Genomic DNA, 21,234 nt, shown 5'->3' with positions numbered 1-21,234 from the left:
ATTTTAGATTCTAGACACCTTATCTATACCATTAATTTTTTTAAGATTCGTAACCAATTTATTAAGCATCGAATTATTCTTAACAATTACGTTAATTTTGCCAAAAAACAGTCCGTCGTCGGTTTGAAAACTTATGCTTTTAATATTAACATGCATATTGTTTGAGATAACTTTAGTTATCGCATTTACTAATCCCATATTATCTAAACCAGATATTTTCAGTTGAGCAGAAAATTCTTGCTGTGAAGAGTCAATCCATTTCGCCTGAATAATGCGGTATGCATAATTCGATTGCAAAGATACGGCATTTGGACAGTTTTTCTTGTGTACTTTAATACCTTCATTTACCGTTATAAAACCAAATACTTGATCTCCAGGTATGGGATTGCAGCAATTCGCAAGTTTATAGTCCAGTTGCTCTTCTTCTTTTCCAAAAACAAGTAAATCGTATTTTGCAATAACTTCGTCCTTTTCAAGGTCTTCTTTCGAGACATTGGAGCGACGTGTGATTTTGTTTTTAAAGAAACTAACTAGGGCATTGCTTCTCGAAGAGGCGTATGCTTTTAACTGTGTGTTATCGATAGCTCCAATACCTATACGGTAAAATAAATCTAAACTTGTTTTAAGCTTGAAATAATGGACCAATTCATTGATCGATTTTTCATTTAAATCTATTTTAAGTTGTTTTAGCTTTCGTCTTAAAATTTCTTTCCCGTCTTCACCAATGTGTTTTTTGTCTTCTTTTAAAGCAGATTTTATTTTACTTCTTGCTTTGGCTGTAGTCGCATAGTCTAACCAGTTTGAATTAGGCTTGGCACTGTCGGATGTTAATATATCAACCTGATCGCCACTATGCAATTTGTAACTAAGCGGTACTAATTTACCGTTTACTTTGGCTCCACGGGTTCGCATTCCCACTTCAGAATGTATATTAAATGCAAAATCTAAAGGTGTAGCGTCCTTTGGTAGGGACTTTAAATCTCCTTTAGGGGTAAAAACGAAAATCTCTTTAGCATATAAGCTAAGTTTAAACTGCTCTACAAAATCGACGGCATTCGTCTCATTATTTTCTAAAGCATCTTGAAGTTTTGCAACCCAAGAATCTAAACTATCTTCTTTTTCTGTTCCTTGTTTATATTTATAGTGTGCTGCGTATCCTTTTTCAGCAATTTCATTCATCCTCTCACTACGGATTTGAACCTCTACCCAACGGCCTTTTGGTCCCATTACGGTAATGTGCAGTGCTTCGTATCCTGTAGATTTAGGTGAAGAAATCCAGTCTCTTAAACGAATTGGATTTGGACGAAAATGATCTGTAACGATGGAATAAATTTTCCAAGCTATGAATTTTTCATTTGCAGTATCACTTTTATAAATAATTCTAACGGCGAATTTATCGTAAACTTCATCAAAAGATACGCCTTGTTTCATCATCTTTTTACGGATAGAAAAAATGGATTTCGGGCGTCCTTTTATGGTGTAGTGTAAACCTTCTTTATCGAGAGATTTTTCAATGAGTTCATTAAATTCTCTAATGTATTGGTCTTGCTGTTCTTTACTATCCTTAATTTTAGTTAGAATATCAAAATAGACTTCCGGTTCGGTGTATTTTAAACTTAAGTCTTCTAATTCTGTTTTAATATTATAAAGTCCAATACGGTGTGCTAAAGGCGCATATATATAGAGCGTTTCGCTAGCAATTTTAATTTGCTTGTCGGCACGCATAGAATCCATAGTCTGCATATTGTGCAAACGGTCTGCGATTTTTATAATGATTACACGTACGTCATCATTTAAAGTCAGTAGCATTTTTCTGAAATTCTCTGCTTGTAGCGAGACGTCTTCCAGATCTTTAGACATGGAAGAGATTTTGGTTAAACCTTCTACAATTAATGCAACAGTTTCTCCAAAAAGTTCTCTTATATCATCAACCGTATATCTTGGGCAATCCTCTACAACATCGTGAAGTAGAGCGGCTGCGATACAAGTGGCATCTAATCCTATTTCTTGGGCAACCAATCGCGCAACAGCAATAGGATGAAAAATATAGGCTTCGCCAGATTTCCGGCGCTGATCCTTATGGGCATCAACAGCAATTTCGAACGCTTTTCGAATCAGTTTTTTATCATCATCAGAAAGGGTTCGGTAACTAACCTTTAAAAGGTCTTTATAAGCTTTTGCAATCGTTGCATTTTCTTGTTCTATCTCGGCATCTGTCATAAAACTAAAAGTAGTTTAAAGAATATTAACTTACAATTGTTTTGCTGTTTTTTGAAACAGTAAATTGTATAATGTTTAATTTAAAGATAAGTCTTTTAAAACAGTTTTCATGCCAGAAGTCGCATTTTCGCGAATCGTTTTAACATGTTTGTCACTCATGCTTGCCGGATTAGGATCGATATAATATACAGGCGTTTGTGCTTCAACATAATGCATCAAACTTGCTGCTGGATACACTTGCATTGAAGTCCCGATAATAATTAAAATATCGGCCGTTTTACAAACCGACATAGCTAAATCTATCATAGGAACCGCTTCTCCAAACCATACGATATGCGGACGAATTTGATATCCGTTTTTACATAGATCTCCCAGTTTAATATCTGTAGTCCAAGGTAAAATGTCTTCATTACTTACGCTTTTAGCTTTCAATAATTCGCCGTGTAAATGAATTACGTTTGTGCTGCCTGCGCGTTCGTGTAAATCGTCTACATTTTGAGTAATAATCGTGACTTTATATTCATTTTCTAAAGCCGCTAAATCGAAATGCGCGGGATTAGGTTTTACATCCTTCAATTGCTTTCTGCGCTGGTTGTAAAAGTCTAATACTAATTCTGGATTTTTAGCAAAACCTTCTGGAGTTGCTACTTCCATAACATCATGGCCTTCCCATAATCCATCGCTATCTCTAAAGGTTTTTAACCCACTTTCGGCACTAATTCCTGCACCACTAAGTACAACTATATGTTTCATTAGTTAAAAATAAGAAATCATTTTTATAAATTCGAAGATTCTAACTAGCAAACTAATTTAATGATCGATTTAAAACTCCTTGAACATTTAGAAAATATAATTACTCCTGAGCGTAAGGCACGGTTCGATACTGTGTTACCCGAACGTACAAAGTATTTTACGGTGGCTACAGAAGATGTGTATCAGCTACACAACACCAGTGCGGTAATTAGAAGTTGCGACGTATTTGGCATTCAGGAAGTGAATATTGTTGAAGAGAAGAATTCTAAACGTATAGATCGGGAAATTGCAATGGGAGCGCAGAAGTGGGTAGATTTAAATCGCTATAATCACGTGAAAGATTGTATCGCAGATTTAAAACGAAAAGGCTATCAGATTGTCGCCACAACGCCGCATGAAAACGATTGTGAATTACATGATTTTGATGTATCTAAGCCGTCTTGTTTTTTCTTCGGAAGAGAAACAGAAGGGTTGTCGCAAGCGGTGTTAGATGAAGCAGACTCGTTTTTAAAAATTCCTATGGTTGGGTTTACAGAGAGTTTAAATATCTCTGTTTCTGCAGCTATTATTTTACAACATGTAACAACTAAGCTAAAGCGCACCAATATAGAATGGAGGCTTACCGAGGAAGAGCAGTTAGAAAAGCGCATGGATTGGATAAAAAGTACGATTAAGAGTTACGATGAGATTGTTGAACATTTTTATTCAAATCAGAAATCAGAGTAAGCACCTATTCGTTTTAGGCCATGCGAAACTTTAAATTCAAGATGCTTTAAATAATTACATGTATCCTTAGATACCGATTTACTCTTTTAGTATTCTAAACGTTTCATTTAAGTTGTTAGAAGTTACTTTTAGAATATAAGCGCCAGTGGGGAGGTGTGATATATTTATAGGTACTTTACTATTGCCCTCTTTTACTAATTTCCCCGTGAAATCAAACACCCTAAAATCATAATCTTGGAATGCTAGATTTTTAATATTCACAATATCGTTAGTCGGATTGGGGTAAATAGATGGTTTATTTTCTCGGTTTGGAGATTTATGAGTCGTTCTCGCAAGTATTTCGTTTTGTGTGTAATTGCAGGAATACTCGAGATAATCCTGTAAATCGTACCGATCGTGAGTTTTTTCATAACCCAATGTTTTTGCCTGCTGTAAGTTAGTGCACGCTAAATTATATAATTCTAAATCGTAATACACGACTCCAAGATTTCGGTACGCGAAGGAATTATCTTCATTTAATCGTAACGCTTCTTTTAAATCTGTAATCCCAGCGTTAGATGTTCCCAGTTTATGAAGAATATAACCTCTTTGTGTTCTTATATCTTGCTCTTCAGTTCCGTATCCGTTTTTTAATAAACTGTCCTCATTTTTAAATGCAATATTTATATGATTTAATGCTTTGTCGTAATCTTCATACTCCGTATAAATGGCGGCTAGTAAACGATTAGCAAATGAATGTTCTGGTTTTATTGCGATAACCTGATTCGCATAATAGAGCGCGAGTTCGTAAGATTTTATCATGTATAAAAAGGAACTGAAATTATATATTAAGCGCGTGTTTTCCGGATCGGCAGCCATGGCTTTAAACTTGTAATTAATCACGTAATTATCCATTTCTAAAGCCTCATAATTTGTTGCTAAGGTGCTGTATACATTTGCTAATAAGTTTGCAGGAGGTGGGGTGTTTTTCTTTTTCGATAGTTTGTGAAGTACCTTAATTAGATGTAAATAGTCGTTTATTGCTAAGGTATGATTGCTTAAATGTGTGCGTATACGTGCCCGTTTTGCAATTAAAGACGTTTTGTTAGGTGTGTTTTTTAGCGCAAGATTAATGGCAATTAAATCGGTGTGGAATTTTATAATTTTTTCTTCATTCTTTTTCGTGAATTCAAGAATGTGGTCTGTTCTTGTTTTTAGTTTTCCTTTATCGAAAATCCAAGTAGTAACCAATTCACCTTTTTTATTGTGTTTATAACAAGTGCCTTGGAATTTATTTTTGAATAAGTAAAAAGACTCATCGAGTTCTCCTGTTTTATAATAGGTTTTTATACTATCTATGGTTTTGTTAGAATTTAACCAGTGCTGCATGGAAATGATGCTATCGCGATAGAAAAATTGTGTGATGCGTTCGTTTTGATTGCTGTGGTTCTGAGCGTTAAGATTACCAATTGACCACAATATAAATAATCCGATAAATAATTTTTTCACAGCTTGAAAATAAAGCATTTTAACGAATAAAAAAAGTTTTAGTAGAAGGTGAGAGGTTACTGCTGCTTCTTGTTTTTAGAAAAGGCTCGTGTTTTTTGGAGCAGTAGTTTCCGGGTCGCTAGTACTTCTAGAGTGATTTTCTTAAAGATCTAGTTATGGAAATAACGGCAAAAAAACAGATTAAGACCATTTCGATCTTAATCTGTCATTTTGGACTAATAGCACTTTTATTTTATTTGAAACGCATTTACTATAGGAGATATAGATATATTTAAATGTTTTATAGTTAGAACTAAATTATAGATAATCATTAGGTTTTACAATGCGTAGAGTTACGTAATTTGCTTTAAAATGTTTTTATATTCACTAAACGTAACCCCGATATTTTTTTTAAAAAGGTAATTTATTTTTAGATGAGTACATTGGTAATGCTTTTTAAGCTCCGGTAAGGATGCGTTTTTGTTCGCATGTAAATGCATTACAATATTGTCTAGTACTGTAGGGATTATAGATTTAAATTTAGTGGAAGACAGGCTTTTTAAAAAATCGGTTGGTTTTAACGGTGTCATTTTAATTTTTTGTTTCATTAAATAACCGACAAAAGTGGGCCTACACTTGGAGATATAGTAGATACTCTCGCGTTCGGATTTAAGGATTAAAGGTGCTGTAGACGGCTTGTAGTATAATACAGTGCTTGTCTCTTCTGTTTTATAAATAATATAGCTGTAACCATCTGGCTGTATTAGATGCGTTTCGTTATCGTGCAATTCAACCGAATAAACGTTAAGAATCCAATAATTAATAGGCGTGTAATATGTGTGTGTGTTGTGTATAATGCGTTGTATTTAAGTTTCCTAAAAGTAAATATTGTTGCATTAGTAAACTATTCGTAAGCTTACGTATTGAAAATATTTGGATTGTTTTTTAACCAAAGAAAGAGTGCGTTTTGGCTAGTGGTATCAATTTCTAATTTTTTAATAATATTGCTTCTGTGTTTTTCAACTGTACGTTTTGAAATAAATAATTCTTCTGCGATTTGCGGACTACTGAAATTCTTATTTAAATACTTTAAAATTTTTAGTTCGGTAGGTGTCAATTTTTCAACACTAGAATCTGTACTACTATTAATATGAATACTAGTTAGTAATTTTTTACCAACATAATTAGTGTTGTTTTTTATGCTTTCCAGGCAGGCTTCCAATTCTTCTAAAGCACTATCTTTAGTAACATAGCCATGTATAGATTTTCCAACTTCTTTTAAGATCGATTCCTGTTTATGTAAAGTTAAAATAACAACTTTTGTAGTTAAGCTATTTCGTTTAATTTCCATAGCAATTTCTAAGCCGTTCAGTTTTGGCATATCAAAATCCAAAATGGCAATATCAGGCTGTAATTCTACAATTCTATTATAAGCCGAATTACCATCGGTTGCTGTAGCAATCACTTTAAACCATTTTTTTTCTAAAAACTCTTTAGTACCATTTAATAATAAAGGGTGGTCGTCGGCAAGAAGAATAGTGGTCGCCATAGTTTAGTCTTTTTGAATTTTTATTTGAATTGTTGTTCCTGTTCCCTTAATCGAATTAATACTTAGCTGTGCACCGATAAGTTGTGCGCGTTCTTTTAGCGTTTTCATGCCTAAACTATTTAATAATTTAGTATTTTCTGTAACGTCAAAACCAATCCCATTATCTTTTATTTCAAAAAGAACGGCATCTTTTAAATTTTCTATGCGTATGGCGCAGGCCTTTGCTTCAGAATGTTTTTCAACATTATTTAAGCATTCTTGTAGTATTCTATAAATAAATATTTCCTTGTCTTTTGAAATATCTAAAACTTCGATGTCTATATCTTCTGAATAGAAAATAAGAGAATTCTTTTGAAAGTTTTCTACTGTATTTTTTATCGAATTTATTAAACCTAATTTTTCAAATTGAAAAGGATGTAATTGCTGAGATATTGTTCTTATCTCATCAATAGCATCATCAACCAAAGCCGTATCTGTTCTGTTTTCACTTTCTAAAAATATTTTATTCTTAATAAGTAAGAGGCTTTGTCCAACACTATCATGAAGCTCGCTAGAAATACGTTTACGTTCTGCTTCGACACTATGAATTAAATCTTGAGCAAATATTTTCTGAAGTTGAACATTTTTTCGTGAATATTTACGAGAACGATACAAATAAATGATTGAAAATAAAGCAATAAGAATAATTATGCTGAGCCACATTAATTGTGCTTTACGCGTGTGTTGTTCGTCTAATAATTTTATCTCACTATTCTGATCTTTTATTTTCTGATCGCGTTTATTGGTTTCATAAAGCGTTTGGTAATAGCTTAAGGCATTGTTTTTTTGAACAGATTTCAGTGAATCTTCAATCTTTTTAAAGGCTTTTAAATGTGTATACGCTTCCTTATATTGATTGAGTTTTTCGTAAACATCGGCTAAAAAGGATTCGCCATCTTCTATGTTGTGAATGTTGTTTGTCGCTTTAACAAGATCGAGGTATTTCTCACCCCATTCTAGAGCAGAAGGATAGTCTTTTTCAGCAAAAGCTAAACGGCTAGAAGCTCTATAGTAATTACTTTCATAGATGCCTTCAATGTTTTTTTTATCTGCTTTTAATGTTTTATAATACGATCTAGCTTTGTCTAGACTGTCATTTTCGGCATACGCAATAACTAAGGTATGTAGAAGTATCGGTCTAAAATAATCAAGGTGATCTGATTTTTCACTAGCCGCAACCGCTTTATGTATATTAATTAAACGTTCTTTTTGTAAACCCTGTTTCTTATTATCGGTGGCAGAATTGGCATAAATTGAAATTAATACCCCGTAATTTTTAGAAAGCTCTCCCAGCTCAATAGCTTCTTTGCGTTCTAGTTCTGCTTCCTTTAAAAATCCGTTGGCACTATATAATATAGATAAGGCATTTCTTGAGGTAATAATATTGAAGGTATCCTTAACTTTTTGAAAAATTTTTGAAGCTTCCTGTATGTGTTGAGATGCCTTAGCAAAATCACCTTCGTCGGTGTAGGTGTACCCTTGGTATAAAATGGCAAAGGCTTTTACGTGATCGTTACCTGCTTTTGTCGCGTAGTCTTTCGCTTTGCTATAATAAGACATCGCGGTGTCGACTTCTTTTATGAAATAATAACTATCTCCAGCATCGATGTAGATTCCGGCAAGGTTTCTGTCGGTTAAATGATCTTTAAAAGTGTTGAAATAGGTTTTGAAAAGTATTACGCCTTCCTCAGGTTGGCCTAAGACATTATTATAATAATTTATAAGGTTTTGAGTATTGCGAGAGGCAATATTAAAGGAGTCTAATTGGATGGCATAATCTATAGTGAATCTAGAGATAGAGTCGAAATCCAATTCTGTTTTCTGATAAATAAGGTCTGTTAAACTATCAAGTAATTTTAGTTTCTGACCTTTATTCGTTTCAGATTTTATTTGCACTTTCAACGCATCAACGTCAAGCTGATGCGTTGTGTCTTGTGCAAGTATAATTGTGTTAGTCAGTAATATAAAGACTAGTAATATATATTTCATTCACTCCGTTTATAAAACGAATGTAATGAATTTTATTGTTTATTCCCGTCAATCCATTTTTTAGCATTTTCAAATGCTTCTAACCACGGAGACACTTCGTCTGTTCTGCCTTCTGGATAGTTTGCCCAGTTCCATTGAAATGTAGAACGTTCTATATGTGGCATCGTTACTAAATGTCTTCCTGAAGCGTCACACATCATGGCTGTATTAAAGTCCGAGCCATTAGGATTTGCAGGATAACCTTCGTAACCATATTTAGCTACAATATTGTATTCGCTTTCTTCTTTAGGAAGGTTGAATTTTCCTTCTCCGTGAGAAATCCAAACACCAAGTGTGCTACCTTCTAAACTAGATAACATTACCGAATTGTTTTTCTGAATTTCTACTGAAGTAAATGAACTTTCGTGTTTATGCGAGTCGTTATGTAACATTTTTCCGTGAACGTCGTGTTCTGGATTAATCAATTCTAATTCCATCCAAAGTTGACATCCATTACAGATTCCAACAGAAAGCGTGTCTTCTCTTTTAAAGAAATTCTTTAATGCTGTATTTGCTTTTTCATTATACATAAATGCACCTGCCCAACCTTTAGCAGAACCTAAAACATCACTGTTAGAAAAACCTCCAACGGCACCAATAAACTGAATGTCTTCAAGGGTTTCACGACCAGAAATTAAATCGGTCATGTGTACATCTTTTACATCGAAACCAGCTAAATACATGGCATTTGCCATTTCACGTTCAGAATTACTTCCTTTTTCACGAATAATAGCAGCTTTTGGTTTTGGCTGACTTGCATCTATTGTAGGACGCTTACCTGTGAAATTTTTAGGGAATGTATATTGAAGTGGCTGATTTTTATAGTTTGCATAACGCGCATCAGCAACATTATTTTTGGTTTGTTTTTGGTCTAATAAATAAGATGTTTTGTACCACACATCTCTTAATTCGGCTACATCAAAAGCGAATGCATCTTCGTTGTTTTTAATGTTTATTTTACCAGAAGCATTAGCTGTTCCAATTTTGAATACTTCAATATTGTTTTCAGCTAAAATAGTTTCTACTGAAGCATCTGCTTGAAAAACAAGTCCTGCATTTTCAGAGAATAATATTTTAAGTGAATCTTCTTCATTTAAAGATGTTAAGTCAAAATCTGCACCTAGATTAACATCTGCAAAACACAATTCTAATAATGTTGTGATTAATCCTCCAGAAGCAACATCATGTCCAGCTTCAATTTTATCCGCTTTAATTAAGTTCTGAATCGCGTTAAAAGCATTCTTTACAAAACTAGAATCTTTTACATCTGGGGTGTCGTTTCCAATAGCATTTAAAGCTTGGAAAAAAGAACTTCCTCCTAGTTTAAAGTCGTCTTGAGACATATTAATATAGTAGATGTTTCCTCCATCAGCTTTTAAAAGCGGTTCTACAACTTTAGAAATTTCAGAACAATTTCCTGCTGCAGAAATAATCACAGTTCCAGGAGCAATAACATCTTCGTTAGGATATTTTTGCTTCATAGATAATGAGTCTTTTCCTGTAGGGACATTAATACCTAAGTCTATTGCGAATTCTGAAACGGCTTGAACTGCTTTGTATAATCTAGCATCTTCACCTTCATTTTTACAAGGCCACATCCAGTTTGCCGATAAGGCTACACTCTTTAAATTATCTTTTAAAGGTGCCCAAACAATATTGGTAAGCGATTCTGTAATGGCATTTCTACTTCCTGCATCAGGCAGGATTAAAGCCGAAATAGGAGCGTGCCCAATAGAGGTTGCAATCCCTTCTTTTCCGTTAAAGTCTAGTGCCATAACACCAACATTGTTTAACGGAATTTGTAATGGTCCAACACATTGTTGCTTGGCAACCTTACCACCAACACATCTATCAACTTTGTTCGTTAACCAATCTTTACAAGCCACAGCTTCTAACTGTAATACTTGCTCTAAATAGATTTTTAAGTTTTTAGATTTGTAGCGTGGGTTTTTATATTTTCTGACAATTGTATTGTCGGTCATTATGGTTTTAGGAGAGCTTCCAAACATATCTTCTAAAGCTAAATCCATTGGCTTTTCACCAGTCGTTTTAGATTCGAAAGTAAAGCGGTCGTTTCCTGTAACTTCTCCAACATCGTAAATAGGAGAACGTTCTCTATCTGCAATTTTATGAAGTGTTTCTAAATGCTCTTCAGCAATAACTAATCCCATACGTTCTTGAGATTCGTTACCGATAATTTCTTTAGCCGATAGGGTAGGGTCTCCAACAGGTAAACTGTCTAAATTGATTTTTCCTCCTGTATCTTCTACCAATTCTGATAAACAATTTAAATGTCCACCAGCTCCATGATCGTGAATAGAAACGATGAAGTTTTCTTCACTTTCGACCATACCACGAACGGCGTTTGCAGCACGTTTTTGCATTTCTGGATTAGAACGTTGCACCGCATTTAATTCGATACCTGAAGCAAATTCTCCAGTATCTGCAGATGAAACAGCAGCACCACCCATTCCAATGCGGTAATTTTCTCCACCAAGAATAACGATTTTATCACCTTTTTTTGGAGTGTCTTTTAAGGCTTGGTCTGCTTTACCATAACCAATACCACCAGCTTGCATAATGACTTTATCGAAACCTAATTTTCTAGCTTTCGCTGTACTTGAAGACGCGTTTTCGTTATGTTCGAATGTTAATACAGAACCTGTAATTAACGGTTGTCCGAATTTGTTTCCAAAGTCTGACGCACCATTACTAGCTTTTATTAAAATATCCATTGGGGTTTGGTATAACCACGGACGTGCATCCATTTTTTGTTCCCACGGACGATTTTCTTCTAAACGAGAATACGACGTCATATATACTGCAGTTCCAGCTAAAGGTAAAGATCCTTTTCCTCCTGCAAGTCTATCGCGAATTTCTCCACCAGAACCTGTTGCAGCACCGTTAAAAGGCTCTACAGTAGTTGGGAAATTATGAGTTTCTGCTTTTAAAGAAATAACAGATTCGTAATTTTTTGTGACATAAAAATCAGGTTTGTCGGCTGTTTTAGGTGCAAATTGTTCGACAACTGGACCTTTTACAAACGCGACATTATCTTTATAAGCCGATACAATATCGTTAGGATTTTTGTTTGAAGTTTCACGAATCATTTTGAATAATGACACGTCTTTTTCTTCACCATCGATAACAAATGTTCCGTTGAAAATTTTATGACGACAGTGCTCAGAATTTACTTGTGAAAATCCGAAGACTTCAGAATCTGTTAACGGACGACCAATTTTCTTAGCAACACCTTCTAGATATGCAACTTCTTCATCGTTTAAAGACAAACCTTCTTGCGCGTTGTAAGCGGCAATATCTTCAATATTTAAAATCGGTTCAGGCTTGATATCAATTGTGAACGATTCTTGACTTAAGGCCTCGTATTTTTGAGAAATCATCGGGTCGAAATCTGAAAAATCTTCAGCGACAGCTTCAAATTCTTCAATACGGATAATGTCTGCGATACCCATATTCTGAGTAATTTCAACAGCATTTGTACTCCAAGGTGTAATCATAGCGGCACGTGGGCCAACAAAAAAAGCATCGATTGATGCTTGTTCTAACTTAGGCTGGTTGCCAAAAAGCCATGATAATTTTGAAATAGTTTCAGTCGATAATTCTTTAACTGTTTGTACAGCAAATAATTTGCCGTTTACGTTTCCAAAGAAATGAATCATATAATGAGGTTTGTATTATTTTTTTAAGAAAGGACAAAATTAGTGTTTTTTAGCGATATTTTTTCAAAAAATAATACAGTCTTTTTTAAGTCATAAACCAAAGTTTTTTCCATAAAAAAAGCGACCCCATTGGGTCGCTTTTTAAATTGAATTTCTTAGAAATTAATTCTTAACTAATTTTTTGTTAATCGTTTTATTGTTTTGAGTCACTCTTAAAATATAAACACCAGATTGTAAATTTTGAGTACTAATACTTGTACTATTCTGGATGGTTTTAGAAAGGACTAATTTTCCCAAAATATTGTAAATATCAACCTGAGATACTTCTCCGTTTGGCATTGCAATGTTTAGTAAATCTTCCATTGGGTTAGGATATACTTTAACTGCATTTAAGATATCATCTTCAATACTTAACGAAGAGTCGTAACATGTCCAAGCTAGGTTTTCAATAATAACACGGTCTGATGATGTTGATTTATTATTTAATTCTAACGTTACCTCACCATTAACATTAATGTTTTCAACGGTTACAGTTTGTACCACGTCGCTATAAGCGATTTGCCCTACAATATTTCCGTTTACTACCACATCAAAAGTTCCAGAACCACCACCAAATACACGTTGTGTTGTTACCGTTAATGTTCCGATACCTCCAGTTGTTTTAGGAGCAGTTAAGACACCATCTCTAATTGTGATAACTTTACTTAACTCGATATTCTGATCTATTCTAGCATCTGTAGCAGTCCATACTAAACCATTATCTCCAGTCCATGTTCTATCTCCGTACTGGCTGTCGTTTAAATCTTGAATAGGTGTAAGATTTGTAAATGTTTCTTCTGTACAGTAATCAGAATTTGTGTTTTCGTAACATGTCCAAGCAAGATTATCGATAACGATACGGTCACGATTATCTGAAGTGATATTATTTAATTCGACAGTTACGTTACCCGCAATATTTATGTTTTCTATAGTTGTTGTTTGTTCAAATTCATTATAAGGAATTTGTCCTACAACCTCACCATTAACAACTAAATCTAGAGTTCCAGATCCACCACCAAAAACGCGTAATGTTGTTACGGTTAAAGAACCTATACCATTGCTCGTTGTTTGAGCAGTTAAAGATCCTGAATTGTTTTTGTCGATTGCTACGGCTTTTGTACCATCAATATTTTGGTCTATTCTAGCTCCAGTTGCAGTCCACTCTAAACCATTATCTCCAGTCCACGTGCGTTCTGCATATGAGCTGTCGTTTACGTCTATAGTTGATGATAGGTTTTCAAAACTTTCAGACGTACAATAATCCATTACAATTTCTCCTGTAGTGGTTGCTGAAATTGATTCTGATACTGCAGAAATGTTATTAGAAGCATCTTCGGCAGTTATTGTAAACGCATAGGTTGTATCCGCATCTAAATCTGAAATTGTGATCGTATTTGTATACGCCTTCATTAAGAACGTTCCATCCATGTATACATTGTAAGATGCAACAGCAATGTTGTCTGTAGAAGCTGTCCATGTTAATGTAATACTTGATGCTGTAATATCGCTAGAAGCAAGAAGTGTAGGTACTGTTGGAGCTTCTGTATCGTCTTCAGCTATGTTACCATCCCATAAATTTTGAGCGTCTGCACCTCCCCAAATAGCAGTTGCTAAATACGGATTATCGATAAATGGGTTTCTGTTACCTTGGGCGTACGTATTAGACGTGTTTCCGTGGTAGGTATTTCTTTGTTTTTCGAATTCTGAAACAGGATCTTCAATATTCCATTCTAAGAATAAATCAATCATGTCGTCTGGTGTTTGAGCAGCATCTCCAAAACCTACATTGGTTGGTAAACAACGCTCACCATATCTAATATACATGTACATTACGATACGTGCGCAATCTCCTTTCCACTCGTCGCCAGGATACCAGCCACTTTCAGAAAAATCTGAAGTTCCGCTACCATCGGCAAATTTTAAATTGTTACGGTCTGCATTTCTTCCAATATCACTTGGACGTAGCATTTGTGCATCAGATCCAGGGCCTTCTGTACCTAAATTTGGAGTACCTAAAGATTTTGCATAGATGTGCTCACGATTCCATTCTCCTTGATTTCCTCCGTTTTTGTTTTTATCTCTACTTCTGTCTGTCGAAATATTGTTATCCGTATCGTTATAACCATACATTAATAGTACGTTGTTACTATTATCAGGATCAAGATCTGTAACCTTTAATGCTTCCCATACTTCTGGAGTGTACGTAAGTTCTTTAACATGTTTTGCAATGGTAACAGCGCTTAGGTCTTCTTTAAGTTCTACGCCTGTTTTAGAAAAGTTAACGGTGTTGTAATACGCTTGTAACGTTTCAGGTGGATTTATTTGAGCAAAGCCAAATAGAGTTGAAAAGGTTAAGCATACTGATAAGTAAAAGTGTTTCATAAGGTATTATTTAAGTTGTTTTTGATTTGCGCCTAATTTACAAAATAAAAAAAGCTAGTAAAGAAAAATCTTTACTAGCTCGTAAGTATTATTGAATATTATATATCGTATTACTTTCTCTTAAGCAATGCCATATAAAATCCGTCAAATCCTGTTTTGTGCGCGTAAATATTTTCGTCGCGCACTAAGGTAAAATCTTTTCCGAATTCTGATGTTAAGAAAGTGTCAACTTGTTTTCTGTTTTCTGATGGTAAAACAGAACATGTAGCATATACTAATTGTCCTTCAGATTTAACCATTCTAGAATACGTTTGAAGAATTTCTTGCTGCGTTGCGCGAATTCTATCTAAAAACTCAGGTTGTAATTTCCACTTCGCATCTGGGTTCCTTCTTAAAACACCTAATCCAGAACAAGGTGCGTCGATTAGAACGCGATCGGCTTTATCGTATAATTTCTTAATCACTTTAGTCGATTCGATATGGCGAGGCTCAATATTATGAGCACCATCACGTTTTGCACGACGTTTTAATTCATGCAATTTATGAGCATAAATATCTAAAGCAATAATCTGACCTTTATTTTCCATTAAAGAGGCCAAGTGTAATGTTTTTCCACCAGCACCAGCACATGTATCTACAACACGCATTCCAGGTTCTACTTCTAAAAATTTAGCCACTAATTGTGAAGATGCATCTTGCACTTCGAAGTGTCCGTTTTTAAAAGATTCTGTCGTAAATACGTTTGCGCGCTCTTTTAATTTAAGTGCATCAGGATATCCTTTTATAAACTCAGTTTCAATATCCATATCAAAAAGATCGGCTTGTAACTTATCTTTTGTGATTTTTAAGGTGTTTGTTCTTAAAACAACATCGGCTTGCAGGTTTAAAGCGGCAATCTCTTTAGTCCAAAGTTCTTCGCCTAGTTCTTTAGCACCGATTTCGTCCATCCAATCTGGAATAGATTCTTTGAATTTTCTAATCTTAGAAAGCTCGTCAAAACGTCCTTTAATTTTACGTGTAGGCGTATTTTCAAAATAGGACCAATCCGGTAATTTAATACCTTTAAGAGTTGCCCAAACGGCAAATATTCTCCAAATATTATCTCTGTCGTAAGGCTCTTTTACCTCGGCTATTTCAGCATATAGGCGTTTCCAGCGAACGATCTCGTAAGTCGTTTCCGCTACAAAACCACGGTCGCGACTTCCCCAGCGTTTATCGCGTTTTAATAATTGTTGAACAACTTTGTCGGCATAAACTCCTTCGTTAAAAATGAGCATTAATCCGTCTACTACCGCAAAGCATAAATTTCTATGTAATCGCATTTTGTGTATTTAAGGCCACAAAGGTAAGTTTAATTAATTATTTTTAGCCAAAATTTTAATAAATGAGACTAATAACGAGCCTTTTACTTTTTGTTTTAATCAGTTCTTGTGAACAAGATGTTCAAAAACCTTCGAAAATATATAAATCTGTTGAAATTCAGGATATTTATAACGACTCCTTAAGTATTCGAGCTATTGAGCTCATGGGCGATGGTACCTTAGCTTTTGCAGCCGATAAAGGAGCTTACGGACTCTATTTTCCGAAAAAGGAACAATGGGCAACATCTAAACAACTATATGATTCTGTACCCTTACATTTTAGAGCAGTTGCACATACCGCAAATGATTTTTTTATGTTAAGTATAGAAAATCCTGCCCTTTTGTATAAAACAGGAGACGATGGTTCTATGAAACTAGTATATAAAGAAGAAGGCGAAGGTGTGTTTTATGATGCCATGACTTTTTGGGACGATACAGATGGTATTGCGGTAGGAGATAAGGTTAACGGATGTCTCTCTATAATTGTAACAAGAGATGGCGGAGAAACGTGGAATAAATTAGGATGCGACGTATTACCGAAAGCTGTCGATGGAGAAGCTGCTTTTGCTGCGAGTAATACAAATATAAAGGTATTAGGAGATAAAGCATGGATTGCTACAACAAGCGGTGCGATTTATTATTCTGATAATAAAGGGAAGTCTTGGGTTAGTATCGAAACACCAATGTTAAATACAATAGATAATCAGGGCATATTCTCGATTGATTTTTATGATGAGCAAAATGGATTTGCTATTGGAGGTGACTACACTAAACCAAAAGTGAATACTCGTAATAAGATGAGAACCGAAGATGGAGGAAAAACCTGGAAATTGGTTGCCGATGGTCAATTACCAAGTCATAAGAGTTGTGTGCAATATATGCCTAATAGCGACGCTAAAACGTTGGTCGCTGTGAGTAATAGTGGTGTAGACATGTCTAAAGACAGTGGAGATACTTGGACGCATATTAGCGATGTATCATTTTATACTATTCGATTTCTGAATGATTCGACAGCCTATGCTGCAGGAAAAAATCGAATCTCGAAATTAACATTTAAGGAGTAAGTCTTCCTTTTTTATGTTTTACCTCGCGTTTTTAACAGTTTATTTATGGTAAATTGTTCTAATTTTTAAAGAAATTGGTCTAATTATTGAAAAATTTCAATCAAAAAAGTGTTAAAGTTTTGGTTTTAAATTTTTCCAATTCTCTTGACTAAAACAGTACTTTGTTAAAGGCAATTTTCATTCATTTTGAATAAAAATTGCCTTTTTTTATTTTTTTAAATAAAGAGAGATTGTAGACTGCATAAGGAAAAAACATCGATTAAGTGTTCGTATTGTCGGTCAACAAACAATATTGCGTATTTATGAGGTTTAAATTAATAATACGTTTAAGATGGCCTGAAACTTTTGAGAATTTCGCTAAAGTGTCCGTGTTGTCTACTTTTTCTAAACTTATTTTCACTAAATATTGAATAACTTTCGTACCTTGCGAAGGTATAAGTGACTTAACCTAAATTACATATCGTATTTATACGATGAATATTTTTTCAGTCTGTGATCGATGTCATTATTTTTTACAGATTAAATAACATAATCATAATATTAACATAAAAAAGAGAATTAATTAGTACATAAAACCATCTAGTAGCTTTAAGCTTATTTTTAACCTGATTTATACTTGATTTCCGAATAAAAGGAATGTAGTAGCTAGAGAAGTTTTAGTAAAATTATTGAATCAACCCAAATCTATAACAAAATGAAAAAATTAAACTTCAGAACATGGCGTACAGCCATATTTTTCCTAGTATGCGCATCTTTGTTTGTTTCTTGTGCAAAAGACTATGCAGATTTTCGCGTTGCTGCTCCCGAATTAAATATGACAGAATTATCGTTTAAGGACGGTATGAAAGTTGGAGATCGCATTACATTTGAGGCTCAAAGAGTAACAGAAGTAGATAGCATATATGCTAATGAGTGGAGTTTAAACGATATTTTAGTTTCTTCTGAAAATTCTTATGAATTTGTTGCTGAAGCTCCAGGAGAATATGTTTTGTCTTACAGAGCTTATAACATCGCAGGGGAATTTAATTATGATTACGATATCGTAGTAGAAGAGTAAACTTCTTATTACAACCGTACTGTGTTCTAAGGCTATTTAGAAATGTCTAAATGGTTTCTTAAATTAATTTTCAAAGATTATAGCTTATATAAAAAAATACGTTTTAGGATAAAGGGCTGGAATATAAAATATTTCAGCCCTTTTCTTTTTACCCCGAACTTCATTTTTATCTGTGTTATTCAGATTATGTTTGAAACTAAATAAAGAAAGAAGGGTTCTCTCCAGGTTTTTTTAAATTACCAAGGTATTCGTTTATTTTCGGGGCCTTAAATTCTAATCCGTAATCCACTTAACTTAAGTTGGGTTTATTCGAATCAATATATATGCTAATTTATTGATGTTGCGATCTCACACACGAGATCTTATTTTAAAATTTATAGTTATCTTCTATGATAGATATCATAAGTGATATCAATCCTACTCATTATATTTGCTTTACTATATAAAATTCTGATTTCATGTGTTTAAAGGATGTAATTAGTCTAGGAATTATTTTAATAGTATGAAATGTGAAATAGATGGTTTGCTATCTGTGTTTTTTGTCTAAATTTGCATTTTTAAATATTAAGGGAAATGGTTGTTGTGTTTATTTAAACATTAACATTAAAAGAGAATTCGGTGAAAATCCGAAACTGTCCCGCAGCTGTAAGCTCATAACGGAAACCTAATTTTCGGTCACTTTTCAATAGAAAGGGAAGGCCAGGTGGAAGGAGTAAGTCAGAAGAACTGCCATTTTTTAGTAATTCAAATAGCTTTCGGGGATAAAAGCTAGGATTAGAATCGTATTATTCTTCTCTTTAGGAGTAACTGTGTCCCGTACCGGTTAGTCTGCCCTCGATTGCAATAAATTAATAGAGGTGAGGTTTTCAAAATTGTTTTATAATTTTATTTTAATAACATGTATCACGTGTTTCAGTTCGGTGTCTGTTTTGGCACAAGAACAGGATACTGTTGCCGCTACCTCCCTGAAAGAAGTTGTATTAAAATATAATATTACGCAACATAAAAAACACGTGTCTCCAGCACCAGTGCAAACTTTAGATGGCGGAACGTTAGCCCGTTTAAATAGTTTAAATGTAGCCGATGCGATACGTTATTTTAGCGGTGTTCAGCTTAAAGACTACGGTGGAGTAGGTGGATTAAAAACGGTGAATATTCGTAGTATGGGTTCGCAACATACAGGAGTCTTTTACGATGGTGTTAAATTAGGAAATGCGCAAAATGGTCAAGTCGATTTAGGGAAATATTCCTTAAATAATATGGAACAAGTAAGCTTGTACCAAGGGCAACGGACCGATTTAGACCAGTCCGCAAATGCTTATGCGTCTGCAAATAGTATTTATTTAAAATCGAAAACTCCAGATTTTAATAATGAAAAAGCATATCAAGCAGATGTAACCTTTAAAACGGGCTCCTTCGGACTAATTAATCCATCATTTTCTTTCGATTATAATTTAACGCCTAAGATAGCTGCCCGCGTGAGTGCCGAAATGGTCTCTGCCGATGGTGAATATAAATTTCAATATACGAATGGGACTTATGATACTACAGCAGTGCGTAAAAATGCAGACATAAAATCGTATCGCGTAGAAGCGGCGCTTTATGGAAATCCGTCAAAGAAAATTAGTTGGAACTTAAAATATTATCATTTCGATTCCGAACGCGGTTTGCCAGGTGCCATCGTAGCAAATCGTTTTGAGCGTCCGCAACGTTTATGGGATAAAAATAGTTTTATTCAAGGTGAATTTAAATATGAAGTAAACGACTCGTACTTCTTTGTTGTTAGAGGAAAATACGCCGATGATTATACGCGTTACGTTGACCCTGAAATTGTTTCTCTGGATGGAATTTTAGACAACAGATACAATCAGAAAAAATATTACACATCTATAGTAAATACGGTTAAACTGAAACCGTTTTGGGAAGTATCTCTTGCTTCAGATTTTGAAGAAAATACACTCGATGCCAACTTATATCGTTTTGCATATCCCAAGCGATTTTCCATGCTAAATGCATTAGCAAGTAACTTTCATTTTAAACGATTAAATCTTCAATTAAGTGTATTAAGTACCACGGTAAATGAGACGGTACAAGCCTACGATTCGGCAGACGATTTTCAGAAATTCTCGCCTTCCGTGTTGATTAATCTACAACCTTTTCAAAATTCAGATTTGAGATTACGTGGGTTTTATAAGAATATTTTCAGAATGCCTACTTTTAACGATTTGTACTACACTTTTGTTGGGAATACTTTTCTTAGACCAGAAAATTCAGAGCAAATTGATTTCGGATTTTCATATCAACATTCTAAACAGAAATCCTTCTTCGAAATCCAAGCCGATGTTTATAAAATATGGATTACCGATAAAATTGTGGCTGTTCCCGGAGCTAATTTATTTAGATGGACCATGCTAAATCTTGGTGAAGTAGAAACTACTGGGTTAGAAGTCGGCATAAAATCTTCCGTAACATTTTATAAAGATTTTAATGTTACCGGAATGCTTAATTACACTTATCAAGAATCAATAGATGTAACGGCTAATAGTAATAGTTATGGCGACCAAATACCATATATACCGCTTCATAGCGGGAGTGCAACAGTTATGACAGGATATAAAGCGTTTCAGTTTAACTACAGTTTTATTTATACGGGAAGTCGCTACAGCCAGAAAGCAAACATAGCATCTAACTATCTAGAACCTTGGTATACTCACGATTTATCGGCTAACTATACATTTCAAGAGTTGAAAAATCCCATTCAAATAGGAGTAGAGGTTAATAACTTATTAGACCAACAATACGATGTGATTAAGAATTTCCCAATGCCGGGACGTTCGTACCGCTTTACAATTAATTATAAACTTTAATT

Annotated in this window: 13 protein-coding genes and 1 riboswitch; of the genes, 4 read left to right on the top strand and 9 right to left on the bottom strand. The window is 34.4% G+C overall.

The window, feature by feature from the left end; translation table 11 throughout:
- Positions 1 to 3: 3 nt before the first annotated feature.
- A complete protein-coding gene (locus tag ACFFVB_RS07870; protein ID WP_382382164.1) occupies positions 4 to 2,220 on the bottom strand; it encodes a RelA/SpoT family protein in 2,217 nt (738 codons plus the stop codon).
- A gap of 75 nt (positions 2,221 to 2,295) precedes the next feature.
- Positions 2,296 to 2,973: an SIR2 family NAD-dependent protein deacylase gene (locus ACFFVB_RS07865; RefSeq protein ID WP_382382163.1), complete on the bottom strand. Its 678-nt coding sequence runs from the start codon at positions 2,971 to 2,973 to the stop codon at positions 2,296 to 2,298.
- A gap of 60 nt (positions 2,974 to 3,033) precedes the next feature.
- Here ACFFVB_RS07865 and ACFFVB_RS07860 point away from each other — a divergent pair, with 60 nt between their 5' ends.
- The gene (locus tag ACFFVB_RS07860; protein WP_382382162.1) at positions 3,034 to 3,699 is read left to right on the top strand and encodes a TrmH family RNA methyltransferase; all 666 of its coding nucleotides are present in this window, start codon (positions 3,034 to 3,036) and stop codon (positions 3,697 to 3,699) included.
- A gap of 78 nt (positions 3,700 to 3,777) precedes the next feature.
- On the opposite strand, the gene ACFFVB_RS07855 is transcribed toward ACFFVB_RS07860, so the two are convergent.
- The 7 genes from ACFFVB_RS07855 to ACFFVB_RS07825 form a co-directional block, all read right to left on the bottom strand.
- On the bottom strand, positions 3,778 to 5,187 hold the full coding sequence (locus tag ACFFVB_RS07855) for a T9SS type A sorting domain-containing protein (protein WP_382382161.1): 1,410 nt from the start codon (positions 5,185 to 5,187) through the stop codon (positions 3,778 to 3,780).
- A 332-nt stretch (positions 5,188 to 5,519) separates the two neighbouring features.
- Positions 5,520 to 5,954 (bottom strand): hypothetical protein, encoded by a 435-nt coding sequence (locus ACFFVB_RS07850; protein WP_382382160.1) that lies wholly within the window; start codon positions 5,952 to 5,954, stop codon positions 5,520 to 5,522.
- Between the two features lie 128 nt (positions 5,955 to 6,082).
- The gene (locus ACFFVB_RS07845) at positions 6,083 to 6,715 is read right to left on the bottom strand and encodes a response regulator (protein ID WP_382382159.1); all 633 of its coding nucleotides are present in this window, start codon (positions 6,713 to 6,715) and stop codon (positions 6,083 to 6,085) included.
- Positions 6,716 to 6,718: 3 nt separating this feature from the next.
- A complete protein-coding gene (locus ACFFVB_RS07840) occupies positions 6,719 to 8,743 on the bottom strand; it encodes a tetratricopeptide repeat-containing sensor histidine kinase (RefSeq protein WP_382382158.1) in 2,025 nt (674 codons plus the stop codon).
- A gap of 32 nt (positions 8,744 to 8,775) precedes the next feature.
- Positions 8,776 to 12,462, bottom strand: a complete 3,687-nt coding sequence (gene purL / locus ACFFVB_RS07835; protein ID WP_382382157.1) for a phosphoribosylformylglycinamidine synthase — start codon at positions 12,460 to 12,462, stop codon at positions 8,776 to 8,778.
- A gap of 162 nt (positions 12,463 to 12,624) precedes the next feature.
- The gene (locus ACFFVB_RS07830; protein ID WP_382382156.1) at positions 12,625 to 14,883 is read right to left on the bottom strand and encodes an endonuclease; all 2,259 of its coding nucleotides are present in this window, start codon (positions 14,881 to 14,883) and stop codon (positions 12,625 to 12,627) included.
- Positions 14,884 to 14,993: 110 nt separating this feature from the next.
- The gene (locus ACFFVB_RS07825) at positions 14,994 to 16,205 is read right to left on the bottom strand and encodes an RsmB/NOP family class I SAM-dependent RNA methyltransferase (protein ID WP_382382155.1); all 1,212 of its coding nucleotides are present in this window, start codon (positions 16,203 to 16,205) and stop codon (positions 14,994 to 14,996) included.
- 62 nt (positions 16,206 to 16,267) lie between these two features.
- On the opposite strand from ACFFVB_RS07825, the gene ACFFVB_RS07820 reads away from it, so the two are divergent.
- The 3 genes from ACFFVB_RS07820 to ACFFVB_RS07810 all read left to right on the top strand — a co-directional run bounded on the left by ACFFVB_RS07820 (position 16,268) and on the right by ACFFVB_RS07810 (position 21,232).
- On the top strand, positions 16,268 to 17,308 hold the full coding sequence (locus tag ACFFVB_RS07820) for a WD40/YVTN/BNR-like repeat-containing protein (RefSeq protein ID WP_382382154.1): 1,041 nt from the start codon (positions 16,268 to 16,270) through the stop codon (positions 17,306 to 17,308).
- A gap of 694 nt (positions 17,309 to 18,002) precedes the next feature.
- Entirely contained in the window at positions 18,003 to 18,365 is a 363-nt protein-coding gene (locus ACFFVB_RS07815; protein WP_382382153.1) for a hypothetical protein, read from the top strand.
- Positions 18,366 to 18,922: 557 nt separating this feature from the next.
- Positions 18,923 to 19,113: riboswitch (cobalamin riboswitch) on the top strand.
- 172 nt (positions 19,114 to 19,285) lie between these two features.
- Complete coding sequence (locus tag ACFFVB_RS07810; RefSeq protein WP_382382237.1) at positions 19,286 to 21,232, top strand: TonB-dependent receptor domain-containing protein; 1,947 nt, start codon at positions 19,286 to 19,288, stop codon at positions 21,230 to 21,232.
- The last annotated feature ends 2 nt before the right edge of the window (positions 21,233 to 21,234 follow it).

Origin of the sequence: Formosa undariae, from assembly GCF_042427615.1 — a bacterium.
Classification (GTDB): domain Bacteria; phylum Bacteroidota; class Bacteroidia; order Flavobacteriales; family Flavobacteriaceae; genus Formosa; species Formosa undariae.
The sequence above is the reverse complement of the archived record's forward strand: the minus strand, read 5'-3'. Positions and strand labels throughout refer to the sequence as shown.